Consider the following 26,304-nt stretch of genomic DNA (forward strand, 5'->3'; position numbering starts at 1 on the left):
GAGAGCCACTACCAATCCAATTTCCCTGTAATGAGGTAGACTAACAATCCTTTTTCGGCGTGCCGTCTGTTTTCGGCTTCGTCGAGGATGGTTTCCAAGTGTTTTTCCATGACGTCCTGCGTGATTTCATAGCCCGGATGGATTGGCATATCGTGGAAGACCATGGTATCCGTGCCTTCCATGAGGGCAGCGTCAATCTGATAGGGCATCATCATGTTGATGATCTGGTTCTTCTTTTCGGCATAGTCCGGGTTGGTGAAAAATTCCATGTCGACCCAGGTGTCGGTATAGACGCAGTCCACATCGGCGACGACTTTCTTCAGCTCTTCTTTGGAGATATCCGTCGGCAATTCCTTATAATGACCCGTCGCCGTCAGTTTGTCGTAGAAGTCGGCCGGTACATTGGTGACCTGGCTGAACGGCGTCAGGCCGTACATCATGCCGCCCATCTTGGTGACGATTTCGCTGAGCGAGTTATACGTATTGTTCTTGGCCCCGATGTAGAGGACCTTGGCTTCGAAATGGCCCGTCTTTTCGTACAGCGTCAGCATGTCGGCCAGGGCCTGCGTCGGGTGGAACGTATTGTCGCAGCCGTTGATGACCGGGACGGTGGCGTTCTTCATGAAGCCTTCCGTCGTTTCGGCTTTCTTGAACCGGCCCATGATGCAGTCGACGTTGCGGCAGACGTATTTGACTTCGCTCATGAGGTCGCCGATGGTGAAATTGCTATCCTTCCACAGCTGATTATAGGCTTTGCCGCCTAATTCCTCCATGCCGATGGAAAAGGACAGGTACGTCCGGTTCGACGTCTTTTCAAAGAGCGTATACAATTTCTTGCCGTCCAGGATATGGCTGTAGTCATCCGGATGCTGTTTGATCTTTTCGGCCAGTAATAAAATGCCTTTCAATTCATCTGTTGTATAATCTACGAAGCTATTTGCATGTTTCATGTATATCCATCCTCCAATAAGTTAAGACCAGAACTTGTTCGATGGATATATCATAGCACAGCCGCATGAATATTGCAAGTATTTATGCAAACTTTTTCGTGTTTTTATACAGTTATAGAGGGCAAAAAAAAGGGCCGCACAGGCTGGCCAAAGCCGTCCCGTGAGCCCCTTAAAAGGTCTATTTTACTTTCCGATTAGCATTTAACTACGTTAGCTGCCTGCGGTCCGCGCGCACCTTCAACGATGTCGAATTCAACTTCCTGACCTTCGGTCAAGGATTTGAAGCCATCTTCCTGGATAGCGGAGAAGTGAACGAAAACGTCGCCGCCATCTTCTCTTTCGATGAAGCCATAACCTTTTTCTGCGCTAAACCATTTTACTTTACCGTGCATAACAAAATCCTCCTAAAAAAACAATTCCAGCTATCTTGTAGCTCTTCCGTTAGTGTAACATAACGGATTGACAATGTCAATCGAAACGGCGGACATAGTGGACGAAAGAAAAAGTATGGGGACACTGTCCATCGGCACGGTGCAATTCCCGCGTTTGTTCCGTCCAGGCGCTTCTATCCCAGTCCGGGAAAAAGGTGTCGGCGCCGTCGAAGGCTTCGTCGATTTCCGTCAGGTAGAGGCTGTCCGCCAGGGGCAGAAATTCCCGGTACATGGCAGCGCCGCCGATGACGAAGTAGTCTTCCCCATCGTTCATGGCCTGCTGCAGGGCTTCGACGCTATGGAAGACAGTGACCGCTTCATGGCGGGCGTCATAATCTTTTTGATGGGTCAGGACCCAGTGCGGCCGGCCGGGAAGGACGCCGGGCAGGCTTTCAAAGGTCTTGCGTCCCATGATCATCGTATGCCCCATAGTGAGAGATTTAAAACGTTTTAAGTCGGCCGAAATATGGCACAAGAGGTCGTTATCCTTACCGATCCCGCCGCGCTTGTCGACGGCTGCAATGAGATGGAGCATCAGACGGCCACCTCCATGGGCAGTTTTCCCAGGTGCTGGTAGTTATCGAGGACGATGTCGTCGATGGTGAAATCATAGAAATCATGGACATCGGGATTGAGGACCAGTTTCGGCGCCGGGAAAGCCTGATCGCGGCGGGCCAGCTGGGTCTTCATGGCCTGGACGTGGTTCTCATAGACGTGGGCGTTGTTGATGACATGCGTGAACAGGCCCGGACGCAGGCCGACGGACTGGGCGATGAGATGGATGAGGACGGCGTACTGGGTCATGTTGAAGGGCACGCCCAGGCCCATGTCGCCGCTGCGCTGGATGAGCATGCAGTTCAGGCGTCCGTCGGTGACGTCCCACAAGGTCTGGTAGGCGCAGGGCTGGAGGGCCATGTCCGGCAGGTCTTCGATGTTCCACAGGGAAACGATCATGCGCCGGTTCTGGGGATCCGTCTTCAGCATATCCAGGAGCTTGTCGACCTGTTTATACTTGCGGATCTGATAGCCATAGGCCTTGCCAATGGTGCCGTCGGGCCGCATCCATTCGTCCCAGACGTGGCAGTTCATCTTCTGCAGTTCCCGCACGTCGTTGCTCTGGAGCTGCCAGATCCAGAGGATTTCCTTGACGGCCGTCTTGAAGGCGACGAACTTCGTCGTCAAGATGGGAAATTCCTGTTCCAGATCGAACTGCATGATCTGGTGGGGCAGTTTATACGTCCGCACGCCCGTGCGGTTGTTGTCGAAATAGCCGTGGTCGAGGATATTTTCGACGATATTCAGATACTGTGTATCGGCAATACTCATGTATGTCACCTCAAAATCAATGGTTATCTATGTAAGACTGGATGGCGCCGACGAACTGGCGTCCATATTTGTGGAGTTTGAAGCTGCCTACGCCCTTGATCTGGCTCATGGCGTCCAGGCTGTCCGGCTTGAGGGCGGCCATGTCCCATAAAGTCGCATCGGAAAAGATGACGAACGGCGGGATGTGTTCGTCCTTGGCCAGTTCCAGGCGGACCGCCCGCAGCGTATCGAAAAGGGGCCGCAAGGCGTCTTCGTCGATGGCCCCGGCGCGGCGCTTCTGCTGGCGCTTGGGCAGTTCCGGCACGGGATCGGCGGCGACGACTTTCTGCTGGACAATGCGCCGGCTGCCGCTGAGGGCCTGCCGCCCGTCCGCCGTCAGGGAGACGACGGGGTATTTGCCATCGGACTGGTCGAGATAGCCGTCGTCGATGCACTGGCGGACCATGTCGCGGACTTCGGACAGCGTGAAGTCGCCGAGCATGCCGAAGGCCGAGTTGTTCTCGAAGCCATAACGGCGGACCTTGGCGTTCTGGCTGCCCTTGAGGATGTCACAGACCATGGTCATGCCGAAGCGGCCCTTCAATTCGTCAACGCAGAGGCAGATGCTGCGGACCTGTTCGGTCATGTCTTCTTCGACCGTCTCCTGGTCACAGTTGCCGCATTTCTCGCAGCGCTGCCACGACGGATGCTCGCCGAAATAAGTCAGGATATAATGGCGCAGGCAGTGATTGCCTTCGCAGTAGCGGACCATGGCGTTGAGCAGGCGAAATTCGACGGCCTGCTGCTGCGGGTCGTGGACGGACTGCTCGATGAGGAACTTCTGGATCATGATGTCCTGGCGGCTGAAGAGGAGGATACATTCTCCCGGCGCACCGTCGCGGCCGGCCCGACCCGCTTCCTGGTAATAGCTTTCGATGTTCTTGGGCATCTGGTAGTGGATAACGTAGCGGACGTTGCTCTTGTCGATGCCCATGCCGAAGGCGTTGGTGGCGACGATGACCTGGAGCCGGTCGTAGGTGAAGGCGTCCTGCATGGTCCGGCGCACGTCGTCGCTCAGGCCGGCATGGTAGCAGCCGGCCCGGATGCCCCGCCGCGTCAGTTCTTCATAGACGCGGTCCACTTCCTTGCGCGTCGCCGCATAGATGATGCCGCTGTCTTCTTGATGCTGCTGGACGTAGGCCAGGGCAAAGTCGAGCTTTCGGTTCGTCCGGACGACGCGGAAATACAGGTTCGGTCGGTCGAAGCCGCCGATGAAGATGCGTTCCTTTTCCAGGCCCAGGAGGGTCATCATGTCCTCTTTGACCTTTTCCGTCGCCGTCGCCGTGAAGGCCCCGACGACAGGCCGTCTGGGCAGGGCAGCTATCCAGTCCTTGATGGCGCAGTAGCTGGGCCGGAAATCATGGCCCCACTGGGATACGCAGTGGGCTTCATCAATGATGAACATGGAAATGGGCAGGCTCTGCATGAACGACGTAAAAAATTCATTCTCCAGACGTTCCGGTGAAATATAGACGAGCTTGACCCGGCCGGCGCGGATGGCGGCAAAACGGGCCTTGGCTTCTTCAAAAGTACACTGGCTGTTGATATACGTCGCCGGTATCTCCTGGTTGACCAGGCTGTCGACCTGGTCCTTCATGAGGGAAATGAGCGGCGAAATGACCAGGGTCACGCCGGGCATCATCAAGGCCGGCAGCTGGAAGCAGATCGACTTCCCGGCCCCGGTCGGCATGATGGCCAGGCAGTCCCTGCCGTCGAGGAGGGTCTGGATGACCTCGTGCTGGCCCGGCCGGAACGACGTATAGCCAAAATATTGTTTTAAAAGAGATTCAAGTTCCATCAAAATCATCAACCCATTTACGAAAGCAAACTTAATGCTCAAAAAGGAGCTGTCGTAAGCGACAGCTCCTTTATATCATATCATCTTTACCTTATTTTGCCAATTCTTCTTTCAAGACGTCGGCCAGGCGTTTGATGCCTTCGACGATGCGGTCTTCCGGCATGTTGGAGTAGTTCAGGCGGAAGTGGTTGGCATGGCCGCCGTGGGGGTAGAAAGGCCCGCCTGGCACGTAGGCAACGTTCTTGGCCAGGACTTTCGGCATGAGCTCTTTGGCGTCCATGCCTTCTGGCAGCGTTACCCACGTGAACAGACCGCCTTCAGGGTATGTAAAGGTGATGCCTTCAGGGAAATATTGCTTCATCGATTCGCACATGAGGTCGCGGCGTTTCTTGTAGAGGGCCTTGATCTTAGCAACGTGTTCATCGAGGTCGAACATGTCGATATAGTACGACGTCTGGCGCTGGCCGAAGGACGAAGCCTGGAGGTCGACGGCTTGTTTCAGCTTGACGACTTTGTCGATGATGACCGGATCGGCTACCATCCAGGCAATTCGCAGGCCCGGCATGAGAATCTTCGAGAACGAGCCGAGGAAGATGATGTTACCTTTCGTATCCATCGATTTCAGGGACGGGACCTTGTCGCCGTCATAGCGCAGTTCGCCATACGGGTCATCTTCGAGGACCGGGAAGTCATAGCGGTTGACGATGTCCATGAAAGCCTTGCGCCGTTCGACGGGCCAGGTAATACCTGTCGGGTTCTGAAATTCCGGGATGACGTACATCATGCGGACGCGGTCGCCGTATTTTGCCAGGATTTTTTCCAATTCTTCCGGGATGACGCCCTTTTCGTCCGTCGGCACTTCGACAAATTCCGGTTTGCAGAGTTTGAAGGCGTTGATGGCGCCGAGGTAGGTCGGGCTTTCGACGAGGACGACGTCGCCCGGGTTAATGAAGATCTGGGCCAGCATGGACAGGCCCTGCTGGGACCCAGACGTAATGGTGATGTTATCGATATCGCAGTCGACCATGAAAGCCTGTTTCATGCGGGCTGCAATCTGCTTGCGCAAGGGATCGTAGCCTTCGGTCGTGCCGTATTGCAAGGCTGCACGGCCATCTTTGGTCAAGATGGCATCGTCGACCTTTTTCAGCTGTTCCGTCGGGAAGAGTTCCGGTGCCGGCAGGCCGCCAGCAAAGGAAATAACTTCCGGCATGGTCGTCAGTTTCAAGAGTTCACGGATTTCAGAAGCTTTCAAATTCATGGCTAAATCGGAAAATTGCATATCAATCACTCCTTCAAGTTATATGAATCACGCGTTTATCTATGTCTACATAGTATCATCAAAATTACTTTTATGCAATTAAACGTTTGCGTTATCATTATGTTACATTTCGTACAAGCTTATAAATCAAATGTAAATAACGAGAATGACTGATAATGATAAATATCCAACTTAAAAAAAATTAAAGAATGACTGTAAAAATTTTTTAAAAAAATTTGCAAAAGAAAAGACGCCCTCGCGAGAGAGCGTCTCATTTCCTTTTATTTTAAATTATTTGCCGATTTTTTCTTTCAAAACTTCAGCCAGGCGTTTAATACCTTCGACGATGCGGTCTTCCGGCATGTTGGAGTAGTTCAGGCGGAAATGGTTGGCGTTGCCGCCGTTCGGGTAGAAAGCACCGCCCGGTACGTAAGCAACTTTCTTTTCGATGACTTCCGGCATCATGGCCTTGGCATCGAGGCCTTCCGGCAAGGTTACCCACGTGAACAGGCCGCCTTCCGGATAGGTGAAGGAAACGCCTTCGGGGAAGTATTTCTTCATGGAGTCGTACATGAGGGTGCGGCGTTTGCCATAGAGGTCGCGGATCTGTTTAACATGGGCATCGAGGTCGTACATATCGATGTAGTACGAAGCCTGGCGCTGGGCAAAGGACGACGTCTGCAAGTCGACGGTCTGTTTCAGCATGACGGCCTTTTCCAGGATGTCATGGGCAGCGACCATCCAGCCGATACGGAGGCCCGGCATGAAGATTTTCGAGAAGGAGCCGAGGAAGATGACATTGCCCTGGGTATCGAGGGATTTCAACGTCGGCATCGTTTCGCCTTCATAGCGGAGTTCGCCGTAGGGATCGTCTTCGATGACGGGGATGTCGTGTTTGTTCATGATGTCCATGATGGCTTTGCGGCGTTCCAGGGGCCAGGTGATACCCGTCGGGTTCTGAAATTCCGGGATGACGTACATCAGGCGGACGCGGTCACCGTATTTTTCGATAGCTGCTTCCAAGGCTTCGGGAACCATGCCCTTGTCGTCCGTTTCAACTTCGACGAAATTCGGGAAGTTGACAGCGAAAGCCGTCGTAGCGCCCATGTAGGTCGGGCTTTCGACGAGGACAATGTCGCCTTCGTTGAGGAAGAGCTGGCCCAAGAGGGACAGGCCCTGCTGGGAACCGGCGGTGATGATGATATCTTCATAAGTGCAGTCCGTATGGAAAGAGGTTTTCATGCGTTTGGCAATCTGTTTACGCAAGGGCACATAACCTTCCGTCGTGCTGTACTGCACGGCCTGACGACCTTCTTTTTTCAAGATTTCCACGTCGACTTTCATCATTTCGTCAATCGGGAAGAGTTCCGGTGCAGGAAGGCCACCGGCGAAGGAAATAATTTCCGGATTTTCCGTTACTTTCAAAATTTCACGGATATCCGATGCATGTAAACTCTTTGCTTCTTCAGAAAACTTTACCATAAAACTTCACTCCTATCTGTTCTCTTTCTTTTATGGCTTTTATACGGCGTAGCAAACATTCGTCGTAGTAATGATTATTATACCACGATACGGCCCATTAATCTACAAATTTTATGGAAATAGCAAAAAAAGGTGCTGTCGCATGAAGACAGCGCCTTTTTAAGTTTGAAGTTTTAAGTTTAACGTTAAACCTTTGCAAAGAACCGGCGCGTGGCGGCTTCGTCTTTCCTCATCTGGGAGACGAGGTCGTCGGCGCTGGCAAAGGTTTCTTCACCGCGGAGGCGCTTTCGGAAGCGCAGGCTCACTTCTTTGCCATAGAGGTCAGCGTCCCAATCGAGGACGTGGGTCTCGATGCGGCGGTACTGGTTCTCGAAGGTCGGGTTATCGCCGATGTTGGTCATGGCCGGGTGGCCTTCGCCGTCCCACCACAATTCCGTAATGTAGACGCCATCCGGCGGGATGGCCATGTTGATGGGGATGAGCATGTTGGCCGTAGCGAAGCCGATGGTCCTCCCCCGCCGATCGCCGGGAACGATAGTGCCAGTCAGGGCAAAGGGCCGGCCTAAGAGGTTCTCTGCCGTTTCCATGTGGCCCATCTGGATGAGCCGGCGGATGACAGTGCTGCTGATAGGCGTCGTCCGGCCCGGCCGTTCCAGCAGGGTCAGGGCGACGACGGGGATGTCATACTGGCTCATGAAGAACTTCATGGTCTCCGTATTGCCAGCCGCCTTGGCACCATAAGTGAAATTCGAACCGACGACGATAGCCGACGGATGGATATAGGTCAACAGGTTCTGGCAGAACTCTTCCGGCGATTCCTGCAAGAGGTGTTCGCTCATGGGCAGCAGGACCAGGCCGTCGATGCCGACGGCTTCGATATATTCCGCCTTCTGGCCGATCGTGGCCAGGCGCAGCGGTTCTTTTTCCGGACACAATACGGACAGCGGATGGGCCATAAAGGTGACGACCATGGTTTTCACACCGCAGGCAGCGGCCCGTTTGATAGCCGTCTTCATGACCATCTGGTGGCCCCGGTGGACGCCGTCAAAGGTCCCAAGGGCCACGACGGCTCCGGTAAAGCCGGTGATTTCCTGAAAGGAGTGGAATATTTCCATCGTTAGTTACCTCACAATCCCTCTGCGAACATCTTATGGGGCCGCAGGATATGGTGTTCCCCATCATAGCGGGCAATGCCCATGAGCCGCTGGTCCGGTCCATAGACGCGGAGGACATCGCCGTCTGCCAGGTGCGGCCCGGCAAACGGCACGGGACGGCCCTGGAGCAGGAACGCACACTGTTTGGCCGAACAGCTGGCCTTCTTCAGGTCCTGGATGGCCATATCGGCCGGCCGGACATAGGCCATGGGGTCCCGTTCCAGTTCTTCCAGCGTCGCGGCCTCGTCGATGGTGAACAGCCCGGCCTGGGTGCGGACCAGATAGGTCATGCAGGCGCAGGTCCCCAGGGCCTGGCCCAGGTCGCGGATGAGGGACCGCACATAAGTCCCTTTGGAACAGGTCACGGCAAAGGTCCCCCGCCGGCCGTCGAAGGACAGCAGGCGCAGGTCGTGGATGGTCACGTGCCGCACGGGCAGGGTGAAGTCGACATCCTGCCGGGCCAGTTTATAGGCTTTGACGCCGTTGACGTTGATGGCGGAATATTTAGACGGCGCCTGTTCGATGTCGCCCACGAAGGACGCCAGGACACGGCGCACGTCATCAGCCGACAAATCCGGCACGGCAGCCGTTTCGACGACGGTCCCCGTACTGTCTTCGGTATCCGTCGCCAGGCCCAGGGCAAATTCGGCGTGATACGACTTGACGTCGCTGTCGCCGTATTCGATGAGGCGCGTCGCCTGTCCGGCATAGACGGGCAGGACGCCGGCCGCCAGGGGATCCAGCGTACCGGCATGGCCCATCTTCTTCATGCCGTAGATGCGGCGCAGGCAACCGATGACGTCGTGGCTGGACATGCCCGTCGGTTTCAGTACATTGATGATTCCGTGTATCATAAGCGCTTTTCGATTTCCTTTACGATGAGTTTCTTCGCTTCATCCAGCGGCTTATCCAGGGTGCAGCCGGCAGCGCGGACATGGCCGCCGCCACCGAAGACAGCAGCTACGGCATTGACGTCCATGCCTTTCGAGCGCAGGCTGACCCGCGTTTCCTTGTCGCTGACGTATTTGACCGTAAAGGCCACTTCCGACCCTTTGACGTTGCGGGCGTAATCCATGTACATCCCCGTGTGTTCACCAGTGATCTTGAGGACTTCCGGCGTATAGGACAGACAGGAAATGCGGCCGTCGTCAAAGAGTTCCAGATGTTCCAGAACTTTGGACAGGGCCTTTAGCTTTTCCAGGGACCGGGCGTCGAGGTGTTCCGAAATGAAATCGGGCCGGGCGCCGTGGTCGACGAGGATAGCGGCCATGCGCAGCGTATGTCCTGTCGTATTGTTGAACTTGAAGAAGCCGCAGTCCGTGGCAATGGCTGTATAGAGGGCATCGGCCATGGCCGTGTTCCAGTCACTGTGCCAGAGGTCAAAGAGGTAGGTCAGGATTTCCCCCGTCGCCGCGCAGTCGGGCCGGACGTATTCCCACTGGGCGAAGTGCTCATTGGAAATATGGTGGTCGATGTTGAGGACCTTGCCGCGGACCAGGCTTTCCACCTGGCCGATGCGGCCGAGGCCCGTCGCATCGAGGACGACAGTCAGCCAGGAATCATCCGTTTCGACCTGGTCCGGCTTGTTGATGTACTGCAGGCCGTCGAGGAAGCCATAGCGGTCGTCGATATCGTCGTCGATGACCATGACGGCTTTCTTCCCCTGCAGCTGCAGCCAGTGCCATAAGGCCAGGAGGCTGCCGATGGCGTCGCCATCGGGACTGACATGGGCCGTCAGCAGGATCTTATCATAATGGCGCAGTAAGGTATAGATTTCCTGAGCCGAACAATTCATGGATATCAGTCCTTCTTTTCAATGTCGCGAAGAATTTTATCGATTTTCATCCCGTAATCGAGGGACGTATCTTCTTTAAACACAATGGTCGGCGAATAACGGATGCCCAGGCGCTTGCCGACTTCCGTGCGGATATAGCCGGTGGCGCGCTTCAGGGCCTTCAGCGTTTCCTGCTTGGCTTCGTCGCTGCCGAAGAGGCTGACGTAGACCGTGGCATCGCGCAGGTCGCCGGTGATGCGGGCATCGGTGACGGTGACGAAACCGATGCGCGGATCCTTCAATTCATTCAGGAGCATCTTCGATACTTCCTGTTTGATAAATTCCTGTATCTTGCGTACTCGTAATTCTCCCATAGTACGTACTCTCCTTTATTCCGGTTCGACTTCGACCATTTCGTAGGCTTCGATTTCGTCGCCTTCCTTGATGTCGCGATATTTTTCCAGGGTAATGCCACATTCGTAACCGGCTGCGACTTCCTTGACATCATCTTTGAAACGGCGCAGTCCGTCGATTTCACCTTCATGGACGACGATACCGTTGCGGATGAGGCGGATCTTGGACGTGCTGGTGATCTTGCCTTCCTTGACATAGGAACCGCCGACGATGACTTTCGGCGTCGTAATGACTTTGCGGACTTCGGCACGGCCGACGATCTTTTCTTCATATTTCTTTTCCAGCATCCCTTTGATAGCCGCTTCGACGTCGTTGATGGCATCGTAAATGACGCGGTACATGCGCATGTCGACTTTTTCATGTTCCGCCATCTTGCGGGCTGCCGCATCGGGGCGGACGTTGAAGCCGATGATGAGGGCGTTCGAAGCCGAAGCCAGCATGATATCCGATTCGTTGATGGCGCCGACGCCGGAATGGACGATGGCAATGCGGACTTCGTCGCTCTTGATGCCCATGAGGGACTGGCTCAGAGCTTCGACAGAACCCTGGACGTCGCCCTTGATGATGAGGGGCAGTTCCTTCAGTTCGCCCTGCTGGATCTGGTTGAACAGGTCATCCAGGGTGACTTTGGCATTGACGTGGAGTTCAGACGAACGTTTCTTTTCCAGACGTTTTTCGGCAACGGAACGGGCCGTCTTTTCGTCGGTGACGTTGAGGATGTCACCGGCTTCCGGTACATCGTTGAGGCCGAGGATTTCGACCGGGATGGACGGTTCGGCTTTCTTGACGCGTTCGCCCCGTTCGTTGTTCATGGCGCGGACCTTGCCGAAGCAGGTGCCGACGATGATCGTATCGCCGACACGGAGGGTCCCCTTCTGGATGAGGACGGAAGCGACCGGGCCGCGGCCTTTATCCAGCTTGGCTTCGATGACGACGCCCTGAGCCGGACGGTTCGGGTTGGCCTTGAGGTCCTGTACTTCTGCCAGGACGAGGATGTTTTCCAGGAGGTCGTCGAGGCCGATCTTCTTGTGCGCCGAAACGGGGACCATGATGGTATCGCCGCCCCAGTCTTCACTGATGAGGCCGTATTCCGTCAGCTGCTGCATGACGTGTTCCGGATTGGCGCTTTCTTTATCGATCTTGTTGATGGCGACGATGATCGGGACGCCTGCCGATTTGGCATGGTTGATGGATTCAATGGTCTGCGGCATGACACCGTCGTCGGCAGCGACGACGAGGACGGCAATATCCGTGACCTGGGCGCCGCGGGCACGCATGGCCGTGAAGGCTTCGTGGCCCGGCGTATCCATGAAGGTGATCTTCTTGCCTTCATAGCGGACCTGATAAGCCCCGATGTGCTGGGTAATGCCGCCGGCTTCGTGGCTGGTGACATTGGTCTGGCGGATGGCGTCGAGGAGGCTCGTCTTGCCGTGGTCGACGTGGCCCATGATGGTGACGACAGGCGGACGGGTCTTGAGCGTTTCCGGCGGATCGATGATTTCTTCGATTTCCGTCGGATCTTCCGGCGGCGCTTCCTTGGTGACGGTGACGCCAAATTCATCGGCAATGAGGGACACCGTATCGAAGTCCAGTTCCTGGTTGATCGTAGCCATGATGCCGCCCATGAGGAGCTTCTTCATGACTTCGCCCACATCGCGGCCTAGGCGTTCGGCGAAGTCCTTGACGATGATCGTTTCCGGCAGTTCGACGGACGTCGGATAATTCTTCTTCTTCGGAGCTTCGGATGCGACCGGTGCCTGATGCTTCTGGTTGCGCTTGTTCTTATTGTGTTTGCCCTTGTTCAGGACGTTGGACAACAGCGTATGGGGACGGCTGCCGTTGTTCTTGTTGTTATTGCGGTTGTTCTGGCCGCCGCGCTTGTTCTTGCTGTTGTTGCGGTTATTGCCGTCATTGCCGCCCTGGGAATGACCAAAATATTTCGTGCGCTTGCTGTCGCCCTGCTGGCCCTGCGTATTCTGGCCGGCATTATTGCCGCCTTTATGGCTGTTCTGCGGACGATTGCCCTGGTTCTGGCCCTGGGAGTTCTTGGCAGCGCGGTTCGGCTGGTTCTGTGCATTGCCCTGGTTCTGGCGTTTCTTATCGTGATTCTGGTTATTCTGTTTCGGCGTATTGCCCTGTTTTTTGTTTTTATTCTGTCGGCTCGTTTCGTTCACTTTTCGGCTAGTTCCTTCCCCTGTCTGTTTATTTTCCTGTTTCTGTCCACGTTGTGCTTCTCCCTTGGCACCCTTCTTGAAGGATGCGTCGAGGATGGACTTCATATTGGCGTCAATGCCGGTGAAATTGCCGGCTTTGATGTGATGATCTTCCAGCGTCTTGATTACTGTCTTTGCGGGAACGCCGTATTCTTTTGCGGCTTCGTATACTCGTTTCGTCATCTAGTTACCCCCTTCTATTCATCACGCTTCACTTTCTCTATGGCCCCGGCGAAGCCCTTGTCATCGATGAGGATGATGACGGTCTGGGCTTTGCCGACGGCACTGCCTAATTCATCTTTCGTATATGTATCAACGACGGTGATCCCTTTCCGCTCCGCCAGGCGGCGATATTTTTCGACGTTATCGCTGCCGCCGTCGGAGGCCAGGAATAAGAGTGGGACGCGCCGGCGCTTCAATGTCTTCTGTGCGGCTCCATCACCGCAGACGGCCTTGCCCGCCCGGCAGGCCAGGCCGAGGAGATTCAGGACCTTGTCGCTCACAGCAGTTCCTTTCTCAGCTGTTCATAGATTTCGCCGGACACTTTGGTCTTCAGGGACCGTTCCAGGCGATGCTCTTTGTAGGCTTTTTCCAGACATTCGCTGTTCGGGCAAAGGTAGACACCGCGGCCCGATTTCTTACCGGTCTTGTCGATTTCGACAGTCCCTTCCGGCGTGCGGACGACGCGGATCATTTCCTTCTTGCTCTTCTGTTCCTGACAGCCGGCACAGACGCGCATCGGAGTCTTTCGGGTCTTCATGGCTTACTCTCCTTCCGTATCAGCTGCGCCTTCTTCAGCAGCCGGCATAGCCAGGTCGCTGAGGATGTCCAGGTCATCAGCCGGTTCGCTGTCCTGCGGAACCTCTGCCTGGGCAGCCAGTTCGGCAGCCTGGCTTTCGCTCTTGATGTCGATCTTCCAGTTGGTCAGCTTCGCGGCCAGGCGGGCATTCTGGCCGGCCTTGCCGATGGCCAGGGACAGCTGGTAATCCGGTACGACGACGCTCGACGATTTTTCGCCTTCATCGACGGTGACGGAAATGACCTGCGCCGGGCTGAGGGCGTTGGCGATGTAGACCGCCGGGTCTTCATCCCATTTGACGATGTCGATCTTTTCATTCTGCAATTCCGAGACGATGTTCTGGACGCGGGAGCCTTTCGGGCCGACGCAGGCACCGACGGAATCGACGTTGGCATCGCGGGAATAGACGGCAATCTTGGAACGGCGGCCCGGTTCACGGGCAACGGATTTCAGTTCGACGACGCCTTCGTAGATTTCCGGGACTTCCAGTTCAAAGAGGCGCTTCAGCAGGCCCGGATGGGTCCGAGATACGAGGATCTGGGCGCCTTTCGTCGTCTTGCGGACTTCGACGACATAGCATTTGATGCGCTGGCCGACGCTGTACGTTTCCGTCGGGATCTGTTCCGATGCCGGCAGGATGGCTTCGGCCTTGCCCAGGTCGACGTAGACGTTGCGGTTCTCGATGCGCTGGATGATACCGGTGATGATGTCGTCCGTGCGGTCCGAAAATTCATCATAGACGATGTTCCGTTCGGCTTCGCGCAGGCGCTGGATCATGACCTGTTTGGCAGCCTGGGCGGCGATGCGGCCGAAATTGTCCGGCGTGACATCGACGTTGACGACGTCGCCGACTTCATAATTGACATCAATGAGGCGGGCCTTATCGAGGGCGATTTCCGTATGGGGATCTTCGACTTCATCGACGACGGTCTTGGCAGCCTTGATGGCATAGTCGCCCGTCGAACGGTTCAATTCGACTTCAGCCGTCGGGTTGGCATCGGGTTCCTTCTTGTAGGCCGTAATCAGGACGGCTTCCAGGGAGTCGCAGATGACATCCGGAGATACGCCTTTCTCCTTGGCTAAGTAAGCAATAGCATTGAGCAATTCTTTATTCACGTTAATAACCTCCACTAAAAATCAATATGCAGACGGACTTGCGATATGTCTTTCATGTCTATGGTTTCATCACGGTCGTCGAGGCGGACCTGAAGCTGGCCATCGTCTGTCTTTCCGACGAGTTCCGCTGTCAAATCCTTGACGCCGTCATGGGCTTTAAAGAAATGGATATCGACGGACCGGCCGGCATAGCGGACGAAATCCTTGTCCTTCTTGAGGATCCGGTCCAGGCCAGGCGACGATACTTCCAGGAGATAATTGTCACTGATGGGATCCTTTTCATCGAGGACCTTGCTCAGCTTCTCACTGACAGCCTGGCAGTCTTCCAGGTCGACACCGCCTTCTTTATCAATGAATACGCGCAGATACCAGTTCCGTTCGCGCACGTATTCGACGTCGACCAGTTCCAGACCGGTCCCTTCAATAATCTGTTCTACTTCCTTGGCAATCAAATCTTCAATGTGTTCACGTCTCATCGTATTCACCAGCTTATCTGTAAAAATTCCTATAGGTAAAAGTTAAGAGTGGGCTCTCACCCACTCTTTGCATCTAACCATCTAAATTACTTTTAGTATACCACTGTCTGCTCATTCTGACAACGCTTTATCCCGGTCAGCTGCAATCTCGTCGAGGACGGGCAGGAGCCGTTTCTGCAAGGCTTTTTCCAGCTCTTTTAGGGACGACGTATCGAAGTCATGGACCAGGTTCGGGAAGTTCTCTACGCGCCGTTCGGCAAAGAAGTCATCGCGCAGGAGATTGTACATCAGCGACAGGCCGCTGCGCGTCGCCGCGTCGTAATAGGCCAGGATCATGTAGGACCCGTTGATGATGCGCACGGCATCGTTGGGCTTGACCAGGCGCCGGAAACCCTGATACTGCTCCGGCAGGAACGCATCCCACTGAACATCGGGGACGCCCTTGTTCTTGAGGATGACGCTGAAATTACGGCTCCGTTCGACGTAATCGTCGTAGATGATCCGCGCCAGCCGTTCTTCGACCATAGACCGGAAGAGCTCAAAGGAATCCGTAATAAATTCGATGAGGGCGAACTCCAGCATGCCGATGTCCGTCCGGATAGCAAATTCTTCCGACTCAGGGTTGAAGATGGCCCGCACGGTCCAGCCGTTCTCCTCGTTCTCATACGTGAACAGGCGGTACTCGACGGGCTTGCCGTCTTTCTCGATCATGCGATATTCTTCCAATAACTGAAAATCTCCCACTGAAAGTGGGAGAACAGTTGTGATATTCCATTGTTTGAGTGTTTCAATCAATGTAGCATCCATAGTAAAAATGGTGCGGTTGGCGGGAGTTGAACCCGCACGATCGAAGATCACTGCCGCCTGAAGACAGCGCGTCTGCCATTCCGCCACAACCGCATAACTCAGAAATCGTAAAGCTGTTTGTAATGCTTTTCGTTCAGCAAGACTATTTTAACATATTCTCGCGTTTCTGAAAAGGGGATTTTTTCAATTTCTTGAAAATCTTTTTTCCAGCCATATTTCCGGATCCACGAGTCGACATGTCCCCGGCCGGCATTATACGCAGCCAAGGCCAGTACTTGATTCCCGTCGTATTCCTTCAATAAGTAGGCCAGATACCAGGTTCCCAACCTGATGTTTGTACGGACGTCGTTGAGTTTATCAGGCGTGTAGTCAGTCATCCCCATTTCATCGGCAATCCATTGTGCCGTGTCGGGCATGACCTGCATGAGGCCGTGAGCACCGGGCTGCGAAGCAGCGCGTTCGTCGAACTTGCTTTCCACTAAGATGACCGACGCTACCAGGGCGGGGTCGACTTTGTCTTCATACGCATACTGCCGGACCAGGTAATCATACTGGAGGGGGTATACGAACTTCCGCATGACATCATCTTTCCAAGAATAAAAGTACGATGCGGACAGACAAATCAACAATGCCGCTATGATGATTTTCCCTTTGGTGCTTGCTCTTTTTCTCAACGTCTTCTCCCTACCCTTTGATGCGGTCCATCAAGGCCTGCCATGCGACGAGTACCTGTTTCTGCGTCTCTTCCGGAGAGCCGGTATTGTCGATGATGACCTGGGCTAACGACCGTTTTTCGTCGATAGGAAGCTGTGCATGAATCCGTGCCAGTGCTTCACTTTCGGAATAGCCGTTCCGCTTCATCAGCCGCGTAAGCTGCGTCACCGGATCGACGTACACCAGCCACGTTTCGTCAACGTACGAATCGTATTTTACCTCATAAAGCAGGGGCATGTCAAGGAAAATGACAGGATTTTTTTTATTTTCTTCAATTTTTTTGATTTCTTCGTCGATACCGGCATGGATGAGGGGGAAAAGAATGGCTTCAAGCTGCGCTTTCTTCGCCTTATCGCCAAAAACGACACTGCCGATGTAAGCCCGGTCCATGGAGCCGTCAGGCAAAAGTGTCTTCGGCCCAAAAGCCGCGGCGACGGCCACAAGTCCTTCCGAACCCGGTTCGACGACGTCGTGGGCGATGACGTCGCAGTCGACGATACCTGCCCCCAATCCGCGCAGCATGGTGACGACCGTACTCTTGCCGGAGGCAATGCCGCCGGTCAGGCCAATATGTAACATAAGAATCGCTCCTTCCGAAAATATCTATTTCTTCCATTATAACGGCTGATACCGGGTCTGTCCATGACACGATGAGAAGAATTGTCACAACTTCTGCGCCGTTTCGTAGAAAATCCGTAAAATCGTCAGGCCATTTAGGATTTATTTATATTTCTCCTGTATACTATAGATAAAGATATACATAGGAGGTAAGTTATGACTGACGCAATCCGCCGCCATCGGCACTTTTTGATGGGCCTGTTCATCGCCGCTGCGGCCTTTCTCTATCTGGCCCACATCGGGTCGTATCATCTCATCGAGCTCGACGAAGGGCGCTATCACCGGGTCGCCATGGAAATGGTCCTCTCCGGCGACTACATCACGCCCCATTTCGACTATATGCCCTATTTCGAGAAACCTATTTTCCAATACTGGATCACGGCCCTGTCCATGGAACTCTTCGGCTTCAAAGAATTTACAGGCCGCATCCTGCCGGCCCTGACGGGACTGGGCAATGTTTTCCTGGCCTTCTGGCTGGGCCGCACCATGTACGGCCGGCGCACGGGAATCCTCGCCGCCATCATCGTAGCTACGTCGGCGCTGCAGCTCATCGTCGCCTCTATCGGCGTCATGGACATGGCCCTGACCTTTTTCATCGACGCCTGCCTGGTCTCGTTCTACGTCTTTGAGCGGACGGAAAACAAGAAATACCTGCTCCTCTTCTATGCCGCCATGGGCTTCGGCATGCTCACGAAAGGCCTCATCGCCATCGTCTTCCCCGTTGGCATCCTCTTCTGGTATGCCCTGCTCAGCAAGCGGCCGCGCCTTTTCCTCAAGCTCTTCTACCTGCCGGGCATCGCCCTCTTCCTGGTCATCGCCATGCCCTGGTACTACCTGGTCTGCCAGAAGAATCCCGACTTCTTCTATTTCTTCTTCATCCGCGAGCACTTCCTGCGCTTCGCCACCAAGATGCACGAACGCTTCCATCCCTGGTACTACTTCGTCCCCGTCCTCATCGCCGGCCTCATGCCCTGGACGGGCTTTCTGGCAACGTTCTTCAGTAAGGACGGGATTTTCCGCAAGCCCGGCTCCCTGCGGCACAAACAGGACCTGCTGCTGCTCTCCCTTTGGGCCGGCCTGATTTACGTCTTCTACAGCGTTTCCGATTCGAAACTGCCGACGTATATCCTGCCCTGCTGGCTGCCCTTGTCGGTCCTCCTGGCCGCATCCATCGAACGGTGTCGTCACCAAGGGCGCTGGCTCGGCCACAGTTTTCTCATCAACGCCATCCTCTGCCTGCTGTTCACGGCAGCGGGCATCGTCTACCTCATGCACACGGATTTCCTGACCGTCGCCGACTTCCTGACCCATGGCGGCCTGCTTATAGCGGCGCTCCTCATCGGTACCCTGGCTGCGGCCTGGGTCTGGCACCGCAAGCGGGATTTCTTCTCCGTCCTGGTCATCCTCAGCGTCATGGCCTATGGCTTCGGCCTCGGCGCCCATCAGGTCCAAGGGCAGATCCATGACCACCAGACGGCCTACACGGTCAGCCAGGACATCCGGGCCCTGCACGTCCCGGACAGCACACCCATCATCATGTACGGCTCGTTCATGCCCGGCCTGGTCTATTACCTGGACCGGCCCATCGCCGCCGGCAACTTCATGGGCGAACTGGAATTTGGCATCCATCATACGGACCGGACAGGCATGTACTACGGCAGCCAGGATCTGTATGACCGCTGGAACAGCGATGAACCGGCCGTCATCGTCGTCCAGCCGAAATACCGCGACGAAGCCCTGCGCGTCCTGGGATCGGCCCCGGCCCAGCGCTTCGACGTGGAAGACTACACGGTCCTCCTGAACCGGGCCGCCGCGGGAGGTGACAAGCGATGAAACAAATAGATATCCTCGTCCCCTGCTATAACGAAGAAGCCGTCCTGCCCCAGTTCTACGAAAGGACGTGCGCCGTCATCGACAGCCTGCGGGACTACGCCTTCACCTTCATCTTCGTCAACGACGGCAGCCGCGACCGGACCCTGCCCATTTTGCGCCAGCTCCACGAAAAAGATGCGCGCGTGGCCTACGTGTCCCTGTCGCGTAATTTCGGCAAGGAAGCGGCCATGCTGGCCGGCATGGACTACGCCGAAGGCGACGCCCTGGTCATCATGGACGCCGACCTCCAGGACCCGCCGGAGCTGCTGCCGGACATGATTGCCTGGTGGGAAAAAGGCTACCGCGACGTCTCGGCCCGCCGGCGCCACCGTGAGGGCGAAACGTTCTTCAAGAAGTGGTCGAGCCACGTCTATTACCGCCTGCTGAAAAAGTTATCCCCTGTCCCGGTCCAGGAAGATGTCGGCGACTTCCGCCTTCTGGACAAGCGCTGCGTCAAAGCCTTATGCAGCCTGCGCGAATGTCAGCGCTACACGAAGGGCCTGTTCTGCTGGATTGGCTTCGAGAAGAAAGAAATCCTCTTCGACAGGCCTCCCCGGGCCGCCGGCAAGACCAAGTGGAACTACTGGAAACTCTTCAACCTGGCCATCGACGGTATTACCAGCTTCACGACATCGCCCTTGCGCATTGCCGCCTTCACCGGCTGCATCCTGGCTTTTGTCGCCGCCATCTACCTCGTCTTCATCGTCCTGCGCACGTTGTTCTTCGGTGAAGACGTACCGGGATATCCGTCCCTCATCTCCCTTATCCTCTTCATCGGCGGCGTCCAGTTCACCTTCATGGGCATCCTCGGCGAATACGTCGGCCGCATCTATAACGAAAGCAAAGGCCGCCCGCCGTACATCGTCGGTGAGAGTACAAAAGAAAAAAAATAGATTCATCATAGGGGAGTCCCCTTCTCCCGGTCACATCTGATTGTCTAAGGAGCGGGCGGCGCATCGTTTCAATGTTTTGGCTTCGTCCGCAGCGATATGATAGTCCGTATAAGGTATGACCTTCTCTTGGATGAATGTATCTGATTGCGCCAGTAATTTTTCTGGCTGCAGCTGGGGAGCCAGTTCTTCCAGTCCGGGATAGGCGTCGCCTTGATTCCAGTCATGCTGCCGATTATAGGGACAGGCGTCCTGGCAGCTGTCACACCCACAAATCCAAGTACTGCAGTTCTTATCATTCAGCCCCGGAGTGAGTTCTCCTTTGGCAAAGGTCGTGATAAAAGAGACACATTCCAGCGGGCTCATGGTAAACGGCCCTTTCAGGGCGCCGCTGGGACAATGGGTTTGACACAGATGACAACTTTCGGCGCAAGGTCGTATATCCGGTACATGATGACACCAGGCCTTCTGGTCTATCACATATCCCACCAGCTCCACAAAAGAACCTTTTTTCGTATAGAAAAAATTATTTTTGCGAATAATCCCCAGCCCTGCCATCATGGCCGCATATCGCAGGGGACCAATGCTGGGATGACCAAATTGGTCCCCTCCTTCACAGCGGATTCCCTGCTCCTTAAACCACGTTTCAAAGTCTCTGCGCGCAGTGAGACTCTCCTTACAGACACTATTACTGGGCGACAGGAAAAAGGCTTTGCCATATTTCCCCTGCAGCGAAGGGGGAAAGCGGTACTTTCCTAACCAATACGTACCGATGATTACCGATTTTGCCCAAGGGAAGCGTTTCTTAATATTCGCAAAATCGCCCATTCCCTGATAAAAAAAGGCACTGGACGGGACTTTTTCTTCCCGTTCCTGTAACCGCTGTTGAAATCCATCCATATCATCTACCGGAATGATGCCACAATCATCAAAACCACAGGCTAAGGCCTTCTCGTAAATGACTTGCCCTAATTTATCCGTATCCATGTTCAGCTCTCCTTATATCGTGTATATACACGTTAAAATAAAAAAATATATATCTATCCCATTAGCTGGGCCAACAAATCTTCTAACTGGCTCATTTGCTTTTTTCCCAAACGGGATTCCAGTTGCTGCTGCGCTTGCTGCCAAGATTCATAGGCCTGCGCAAACACAGCTTGTCCCTGCCCTGTCAATTGAACGAGTCTTCGCTGCCCTGTAGAAGGAAGCGTTTCCAGCAATCCTCGTTTCGTAAGCAGCGTAATATTCCGGGAAAGAGTCGTCCGGTCCAAATTCATGGCTGAGGCTAATTCTGTAATTGATAGAGGGCCTAATTCCTTACTATGCCAGAGAATAGAATACTGTTGCGCCGTAATCCCTGCTTCTTGCAAATACTTGTCGTATAAGGCCGTGACGGCCAAGGTAACTTGCCGTAAATTGAAGCAATGACATTGCCGTAAATGAACTTTCTTGCTGGCATTACACTCTTGATTCATGTCCTATCTCCTTATCGTGTATATGCACTATATTATCATCAGCCACCGATTTCGTCAAGAAGCAGTCAGCCCTTATTTGCTATCAAAAGGGACATCACAGGATAGGCCCTTTACAGCCATTCCTCACTGTGGCAGCAGATGGATATGAGGTCCTGCATGGGTTGGGTCAGGTATTTATTCTTGTGGTGTACCAGGCGGAAATGGCGCTTGAATTCAAGATCTGGCAAGGGGAGCTCGACAAGGCGGCCCGTTTTGATTTCGTCCTGGACCAGGCGGCGGGACAAGACGGCGAGCCCCAGGTTGGCCATGACGGCTTTCTTGATGGCTTCCGAATTGTTATAGACGCCGACGACCTGACAGGTCAGGTGGTGTGCTTCCAGGACGCGCTCAAAGAGATCCCGCGTGCCGCTTCCCTGTTCGCGGACGAAGACGGGCAGGCCATCCAGGTCCTGTGGCGCTGTAATGGCCTTGCGGCTCCATTCGCTGTCCGGCGAGGCGATGAGGGTCAGATAATCCGTAAGGATGGGGCGGGATACGAGATACGGCGACTGGACCCGTCCTTCGACGAGGGCCAGGTCCAATTTGTCTTCGATCAGGAACTGCTCCAGCTCTTCCGTGTTGTGGATAGCCGACAAGATAGACCAGTCAGGCTGCGTCCTGCGGCAATACGTCAGGAGCTCCACCAGGAAGATGTCGCCGATGGTGATGCTCGCGCCCAGGCGGATAGGCAATGAGTGCTGCATGGCTGTCAGGCTGTCTTCAGCCTGCTGGCAGAGCGATAAAATCTGATAGGCATACTGTTTCAAGTTCTCGCCGGCAGCGGTCAGGTAAATATGACGACCCAGGCGTTCGAATAACAATATGCCGTAATGGTTTTCCATTTCATGGATGGCCTGGGTGACTGACGGCTGGCTGATGTGGAGCTGGCGGGCCGCTTCGGTCATGCTCAGCCGCTCGCAGACAGCCAGGAAAATGCGGAAATGGCGCAAGGTCATGGACTTCTCCTCCTCATTTCATAGGTAAATACTTATAGATTATATTATATCCTAGTATTTTACTTATTGAAAGAGGCAGATTATACTGGAGTCATCTCAAATATCAGTATAGGAGTGACTTCATCATGCATTTATCCACTATGATCGACTGGCGCCACGCCCTGCTCGGTGTCGTCCTGACCCTGGCCTGTTCCCTGGCCGGCCAATCCCTGGCAGCCCTGCCGGGCTTTTCCCTCATCGGCCATCTCGTCCTGGCCCTGCTATTGGGCATGGTCATCCAGGTCTGCCGTCCCGTCACTCTGGCAGCCCGGGAAAGTACGGGCTTCATTGCCAACAAATTCCTCCGGGCCGGCATCATCTTCCTGGGGTTCAAGCTGAATCTCATCGTCCTGGTCAGCGCCGGTCTGCAAAGTCTGGAAGCGGCAGTCTTTGTCGTCGCCATCATGATTCCCCTCAATTACGCCGCCGCCCGTTTCCTGCGCGTCGACCACACCCTGGCCCTGCTCACGGCCTGTGGCTGCAGCATCTGCGGCGCCGCCGCCGTCATGGGCGTGTCCGGCGCCCTCAAGGCCAAGGCCGACCAGTCCGTCCTGGCCGTCGCCATCGTAGCCATCCTGGGCACGATCTTTACACTCATCGAAGTCTTCGCCCAGCCCATCCTGGGCTTTACGGACAGCCAGTTCGGCGTCATGGCCGGCCTGAGTCTCCATGAAATCGCCCACGCCGTCGCCGCCGGCGGCAGTGCCGGCCCGGTCGGGACAGACAGCGCCATCATCGCCAAATTATCCCGCGTCCTGCTCCTGGCTCCGGTTGCCATCATCCTGGGTATCGTCGAAGCCTGGCGCCAGCGCCGTCAGTCCCAGGATAGGGATCAGAAATTCAAAGTCCCCATCCCCTGGTTCATGGGCGGTTTCATCGCAGCCAGTGCCATCGGCTCCTATATCCCCGCCATCGGATCGGCCGTCCCCATGCTGGTCAAGATAGCTTACCTCATCCTGGGCATGGCCATGGCCGCCCTGGGCCTGAACGTCAACTTCTCAGTCATCGCCAAAGAAGGCGTCCGCCCCATGGTCAGCGCCATCACCTGCTCCTTCGTCATCCTGGCCCTGTCCTGGTTCATCGTGCGCACGTGGTTCTAGGAAGTGCAAAAAAGGCGCTGTCTTCATGCAACAGCGCCTTTTTCTGCAAACTACAAACTCTGTACTATAAACGATTATTTTCCCGTATACGTCCTGCGGGCGGCGACGACTTGGCGAATGTGATCGGCTACGGTCGTACAGCAGCCGCCGACGGCGACGGCACCGGCTTTCATGTAGTCCAGGGCATAATCGCCAAAACGGCGGTCCGTCCCGACGCCGTGCCAGGTCTTGGTCTGCGGGTCGTATTCTTCGCCACTGTTCGGGTAGACGATGATCGGCAGGTCCGACGCCCCTTTCAATTCGCCGATGAGGCTGGCAATGTATTCCGGCTTCGTGCAGTTGACGCCGATGGCCTGCAGGTGCGGATAGTTACGGGCCAGCTGGCGGGCACAATCGGCCAGGAGCTGGCCTTCGCAGTTGTGGCGGCCGTCGCAGCAGGAAAAGCTGATCCAATAGGGGGCGCCCAGTTCTTCGGCGATCTGCGCTTCCACTTCCGCTTCCATCAGGGACGGTTCCGTTTCAAAGAGCAGGACGTCGGCACCGGCCTGCCACAGGAGTTCCGCCCGGCGGCGATGGAAGTCCCGCAGCGTATCGGCACTGACGCCGTAATGGCCCTTATATTCGGACCCATCGGCCAAATAAGCCCCGTATGGGCCGGCACTGGCCAGACAGAGCGGCCAGGACCGGCCGGCCTGCTTCCCTTCGGCGTCCCACCATTCCTGGCGGGCGTCCAAAAAGACCTGGACTGCCCGGGTGATGAGGGCTTCTGCCTGTTCGCGGCTGTACCCCGTTTCCATAAGGCCCGGCAAAGAGGCCTGGTAACTGCAGGTAATGCCCGCATCGGCACCGGCCCGGAAATACTGGATATGGACTTCCTTGACCAGTTCCGGCCGGTCGGCCAGGACGCGGGCCGTCCACAGTTTGTTGTTCAAATCGGCCCCGAGATTTTCCAAAGCTGTCCCCATGGAGCCGTCGAGGACCAGGATGCCCTCGCGGTCCAAAATCTGTTTCAATGTACTTTTCATTTTCTTTCCCCTTTCACAGGCACCGTCCCATAAGCGACGACAGGCGGATTTTCCCCTCGTTCCTGCGCCGGCAGGAAACGGAACCAGAAATCATTGAACAAGCGGAAGATTTCTTTCCGCTGCGTGACGATGAATAAAATCGTGATCATGACGTAAATAGCCGACAAAATATCGGTCATGGCCCACAGAGCATCGGCTTTGGCATTGTAGAGGACGACACAGGGAATCATGTAATAGATCATATAGACCTTGGTCGCCCTGCGGTTGCGCCGGGTATCGCCGAAAGCATAGTTGACCGATTTTTCGCAGCTGTAATACATGCCGATGATCGTCGTCCAGGCAAAGACCGTAATGGCGATGGCCATGAACCAGGCGCCCCAGTCACCAAAGGAAATGCGGAAGGCGACCGTCGTCAAGCTGGCACTGTCGACACCGGGATAATCGATGTAGGAATTTGTCAGGAGCAGCGACAAGGCCGTGACCGAGCAGACGACGATCGTATCGAGGAACACTTCGCCCCAGCCCCAGGAAGCCTGGCGGACAGGATGATCCGTCCGGGCCGTCGCATGGGCGATGATGCCATAGCCCGTACCGGCGTCATTGGAATAAAGGCCGCGGGCAATGCCATAGCGCATGGCGTCCTTGACCGTGGCCCCAGCGAAACCGCCGACACCGGCCATGGGCGTAAAGGCACTGCGGACGATTAACTCCAACGTCGCCGGCACCTGCGGCAGATGCTGGACGAGGATGGCCAGGCCGCCGAGGATGTAGAGCAGGGCCATGATGGGCACGACCCGTTCCATGACGGCCGAAATGCGCCGCAAGCCGCCGAAAATGGTGACGAAACAGGTGAGGCCCAGAAAAGCGGCTGACCAGAGCGGGTCGATGCCGAAGGCTTCCCGCAGGGCGCCGACGACGGATTCCGTCTGGACGCTGCACGTCCAGGGACCCAGAGTGAAACAGGCAATGGCCAGCAGGAAAGCCCCTTTCCGCCAGCCCAGGGCGTTGCGCATGACAAAGGACCGGTCGCACATGTATTCATCCATGGATTCAGAATACTTGACGCGGAAGCGCTGGCCCAAAATGATTTCGCAGGCCTTCGTCGACATGCCGAGACAGCCTGAAACCCACATCCAAAAGACGGCACCAGGGCCGCCGGAAACGATGGCCGTCGCTACGCCGCCGATATTGCCGACGCCGATCGTATTGGCCATGGCCGTACAAGCTGCGGCAAACCCCGATACCGACCCTTGGCCGCTGCCATGGCGCTGGAACATCTTGCCAAAGGTATTGCGGAAATGAAAGCCAATGTGCCGGAAATTATAGTAAAAATGAAAACGGATGCTCAAATACAAGCCCATACTGACCAGCACGACAATCATCGGCGTCCCCCACAAAGCATCGGAGACCGCCATCAATCCATTCAAAATCATAATCTTCCCCCAATCCATACATAATCTGACTTACTAAGAATGACATAAGCCATAGAAAAAGTCAATGATTCCTTCCATTTGTCACGTACTTTTCGATATGGTACAA

At 55.2% G+C, this 26,304-nt stretch carries 27 protein-coding genes and 1 tRNA gene; 3 read left to right on the top strand and 25 right to left on the bottom strand.

Annotated features, from left to right (window positions below; all coding sequences use genetic code 11):
- Positions 1-8 precede the first annotated feature (8 nt).
- From NOS26_RS00435 to coaE, 20 genes are all read right to left on the bottom strand, one after another.
- Positions 9-950: an ornithine carbamoyltransferase gene (locus NOS26_RS00435; RefSeq protein WP_014016365.1), complete on the bottom strand. Its 942-nt coding sequence runs from the start codon at positions 948-950 to the stop codon at positions 9-11.
- A 194-nt stretch (positions 951-1,144) separates the two neighbouring features.
- Positions 1,145-1,342, bottom strand: a complete 198-nt coding sequence (locus NOS26_RS00440; RefSeq protein WP_014016364.1) for a cold shock domain-containing protein — start codon at positions 1,340-1,342, stop codon at positions 1,145-1,147.
- Positions 1,343-1,418: 76 nt separating this feature from the next.
- Positions 1,419-1,916 (bottom strand): dihydrofolate reductase, encoded by a 498-nt coding sequence (locus tag NOS26_RS00445; RefSeq protein ID WP_036204773.1) that lies wholly within the window; start codon positions 1,914-1,916, stop codon positions 1,419-1,421.
- Positions 1,916-2,707 (bottom strand): thymidylate synthase, encoded by a 792-nt coding sequence (locus tag NOS26_RS00450; protein ID WP_074787221.1) that lies wholly within the window; start codon positions 2,705-2,707, stop codon positions 1,916-1,918. The genes NOS26_RS00445 and NOS26_RS00450 overlap by 1 nt, the downstream gene beginning before the upstream one ends.
- Positions 2,708-2,723: 16 nt before the next feature.
- Positions 2,724-4,544: a DNA helicase RecQ gene (gene recQ / locus NOS26_RS00455; protein WP_255917110.1), complete on the bottom strand. Its 1,821-nt coding sequence runs from the start codon at positions 4,542-4,544 to the stop codon at positions 2,724-2,726.
- 91 nt (positions 4,545-4,635) lie between these two features.
- Complete coding sequence (locus NOS26_RS00460) at positions 4,636-5,823, bottom strand: PLP-dependent aminotransferase family protein (protein WP_074787217.1); 1,188 nt, start codon at positions 5,821-5,823, stop codon at positions 4,636-4,638.
- Positions 5,824-6,093: 270 nt separating this feature from the next.
- Positions 6,094-7,284, bottom strand: coding sequence for a PLP-dependent aminotransferase family protein (locus NOS26_RS00465; protein ID WP_027894841.1), 1,191 nt, complete (start codon positions 7,282-7,284; stop codon positions 6,094-6,096).
- Positions 7,285-7,469: 185 nt separating this feature from the next.
- Positions 7,470-8,399 (bottom strand): bifunctional riboflavin kinase/FAD synthetase, encoded by a 930-nt coding sequence (locus NOS26_RS00470; RefSeq protein ID WP_255917100.1) that lies wholly within the window; start codon positions 8,397-8,399, stop codon positions 7,470-7,472.
- A gap of 11 nt (positions 8,400-8,410) precedes the next feature.
- On the bottom strand, positions 8,411-9,292 hold the full coding sequence (truB, locus tag NOS26_RS00475; protein WP_255917101.1) for a tRNA pseudouridine(55) synthase TruB: 882 nt from the start codon (positions 9,290-9,292) through the stop codon (positions 8,411-8,413).
- Positions 9,289-10,233 (bottom strand): bifunctional oligoribonuclease/PAP phosphatase NrnA, encoded by a 945-nt coding sequence (locus tag NOS26_RS00480; RefSeq protein WP_255917102.1) that lies wholly within the window; start codon positions 10,231-10,233, stop codon positions 9,289-9,291. Before NOS26_RS00480 ends, truB begins: the two co-directional genes overlap by 4 nt.
- A 5-nt stretch (positions 10,234-10,238) precedes the next feature.
- Positions 10,239-10,586: a 30S ribosome-binding factor RbfA gene (gene rbfA, locus NOS26_RS00485; RefSeq protein ID WP_014016355.1), complete on the bottom strand. Its 348-nt coding sequence runs from the start codon at positions 10,584-10,586 to the stop codon at positions 10,239-10,241.
- Positions 10,587-10,601: 15 nt separating this feature from the next.
- Positions 10,602-13,022: a translation initiation factor IF-2 gene (gene infB / locus NOS26_RS00490; RefSeq protein WP_255917103.1), complete on the bottom strand. Its 2,421-nt coding sequence runs from the start codon at positions 13,020-13,022 to the stop codon at positions 10,602-10,604.
- 14 nt (positions 13,023-13,036) lie between these two features.
- Positions 13,037-13,342, bottom strand: a complete 306-nt coding sequence (locus NOS26_RS00495) for a ribosomal L7Ae/L30e/S12e/Gadd45 family protein (protein WP_014016353.1) — start codon at positions 13,340-13,342, stop codon at positions 13,037-13,039.
- Positions 13,339-13,599, bottom strand: coding sequence for an RNase P modulator RnpM (rnpM, locus tag NOS26_RS00500; RefSeq protein WP_014016352.1), 261 nt, complete (start codon positions 13,597-13,599; stop codon positions 13,339-13,341). Before rnpM ends, NOS26_RS00495 begins: the two co-directional genes overlap by 4 nt.
- Positions 13,600-13,602: 3 nt before the next feature.
- Positions 13,603-14,754, bottom strand: coding sequence for a transcription termination factor NusA (gene nusA, locus NOS26_RS00505; protein ID WP_022496950.1), 1,152 nt, complete (start codon positions 14,752-14,754; stop codon positions 13,603-13,605).
- 14 nt (positions 14,755-14,768) lie between these two features.
- Positions 14,769-15,230 (bottom strand): ribosome maturation factor RimP, encoded by a 462-nt coding sequence (rimP, locus tag NOS26_RS00510; protein ID WP_022496951.1) that lies wholly within the window; start codon positions 15,228-15,230, stop codon positions 14,769-14,771.
- Between the two features lie 111 nt (positions 15,231-15,341).
- Positions 15,342-15,956 (bottom strand): hypothetical protein, encoded by a 615-nt coding sequence (locus tag NOS26_RS00515; RefSeq protein WP_027894844.1) that lies wholly within the window; start codon positions 15,954-15,956, stop codon positions 15,342-15,344.
- Between the two features lie 89 nt (positions 15,957-16,045).
- A tRNA-Leu gene (locus NOS26_RS00520) sits at positions 16,046-16,130 on the bottom strand.
- A 5-nt stretch (positions 16,131-16,135) separates the two neighbouring features.
- Positions 16,136-16,711 (bottom strand): lytic transglycosylase domain-containing protein, encoded by a 576-nt coding sequence (locus NOS26_RS00525; RefSeq protein ID WP_027894845.1) that lies wholly within the window; start codon positions 16,709-16,711, stop codon positions 16,136-16,138.
- Positions 16,712-16,721: 10 nt separating this feature from the next.
- Entirely contained in the window at positions 16,722-17,330 is a 609-nt protein-coding gene (gene coaE / locus NOS26_RS00530; RefSeq protein WP_027894846.1) for a dephospho-CoA kinase, read from the bottom strand.
- A gap of 195 nt (positions 17,331-17,525) precedes the next feature.
- Here coaE and NOS26_RS00535 point away from each other — a divergent pair, with 195 nt between their 5' ends.
- A complete protein-coding gene (locus tag NOS26_RS00535; protein WP_255917104.1) occupies positions 17,526-19,202 on the top strand; it encodes a glycosyltransferase family 39 protein in 1,677 nt (558 codons plus the stop codon).
- Positions 19,199-20,134 (top strand): glycosyltransferase family 2 protein, encoded by a 936-nt coding sequence (locus NOS26_RS00540; RefSeq protein WP_255917105.1) that lies wholly within the window; start codon positions 19,199-19,201, stop codon positions 20,132-20,134. The genes NOS26_RS00535 and NOS26_RS00540 overlap by 4 nt, the downstream gene beginning before the upstream one ends.
- A 30-nt stretch (positions 20,135-20,164) precedes the next feature.
- Here NOS26_RS00540 and NOS26_RS00545 read toward each other — a convergent pair whose 3' ends face one another.
- The 3 genes from NOS26_RS00545 to NOS26_RS00555 form a co-directional block, all read right to left on the bottom strand.
- Positions 20,165-21,118, bottom strand: a complete 954-nt coding sequence (locus NOS26_RS00545; protein ID WP_255917106.1) for an epoxyqueuosine reductase — start codon at positions 21,116-21,118, stop codon at positions 20,165-20,167.
- 53 nt (positions 21,119-21,171) lie between these two features.
- Complete coding sequence (locus tag NOS26_RS00550; RefSeq protein ID WP_255917107.1) at positions 21,172-21,606, bottom strand: MarR family winged helix-turn-helix transcriptional regulator; 435 nt, start codon at positions 21,604-21,606, stop codon at positions 21,172-21,174.
- 110 nt (positions 21,607-21,716) lie between these two features.
- Positions 21,717-22,601 carry a LysR family transcriptional regulator gene (locus NOS26_RS00555; protein WP_255917108.1) on the bottom strand — a complete coding sequence of 295 codons (885 nt, stop codon included), beginning with the start codon at positions 22,599-22,601 and terminating at the stop codon, positions 21,717-21,719.
- 125 nt (positions 22,602-22,726) lie between these two features.
- Between NOS26_RS00555 and NOS26_RS00560 the strand changes: the two genes are divergently transcribed.
- Entirely contained in the window at positions 22,727-23,740 is a 1,014-nt protein-coding gene (locus NOS26_RS00560; RefSeq protein WP_074787196.1) for a YeiH family protein, read from the top strand.
- Between the two features lie 74 nt (positions 23,741-23,814).
- On the opposite strand, the gene mmuM is transcribed toward NOS26_RS00560, so the two are convergent.
- Entirely contained in the window at positions 23,815-24,765 is a 951-nt protein-coding gene (mmuM, locus tag NOS26_RS00565; RefSeq protein WP_014016340.1) for a homocysteine S-methyltransferase, read from the bottom strand.
- Positions 24,762-26,198 carry a sodium:alanine symporter family protein gene (locus NOS26_RS00570; RefSeq protein WP_255917109.1) on the bottom strand — a complete coding sequence of 479 codons (1,437 nt, stop codon included), beginning with the start codon at positions 26,196-26,198 and terminating at the stop codon, positions 24,762-24,764. The genes mmuM and NOS26_RS00570 overlap by 4 nt, the downstream gene beginning before the upstream one ends.
- Between the last annotated feature and the right edge of the window lie 106 nt (positions 26,199-26,304).

The sequence above is a fragment of the Megasphaera sp. SC8-1 genome (assembly GCF_024436295.1).
GTDB lineage: Bacteria > Bacillota > Negativicutes > Veillonellales > Megasphaeraceae > Megasphaera > Megasphaera elsdenii.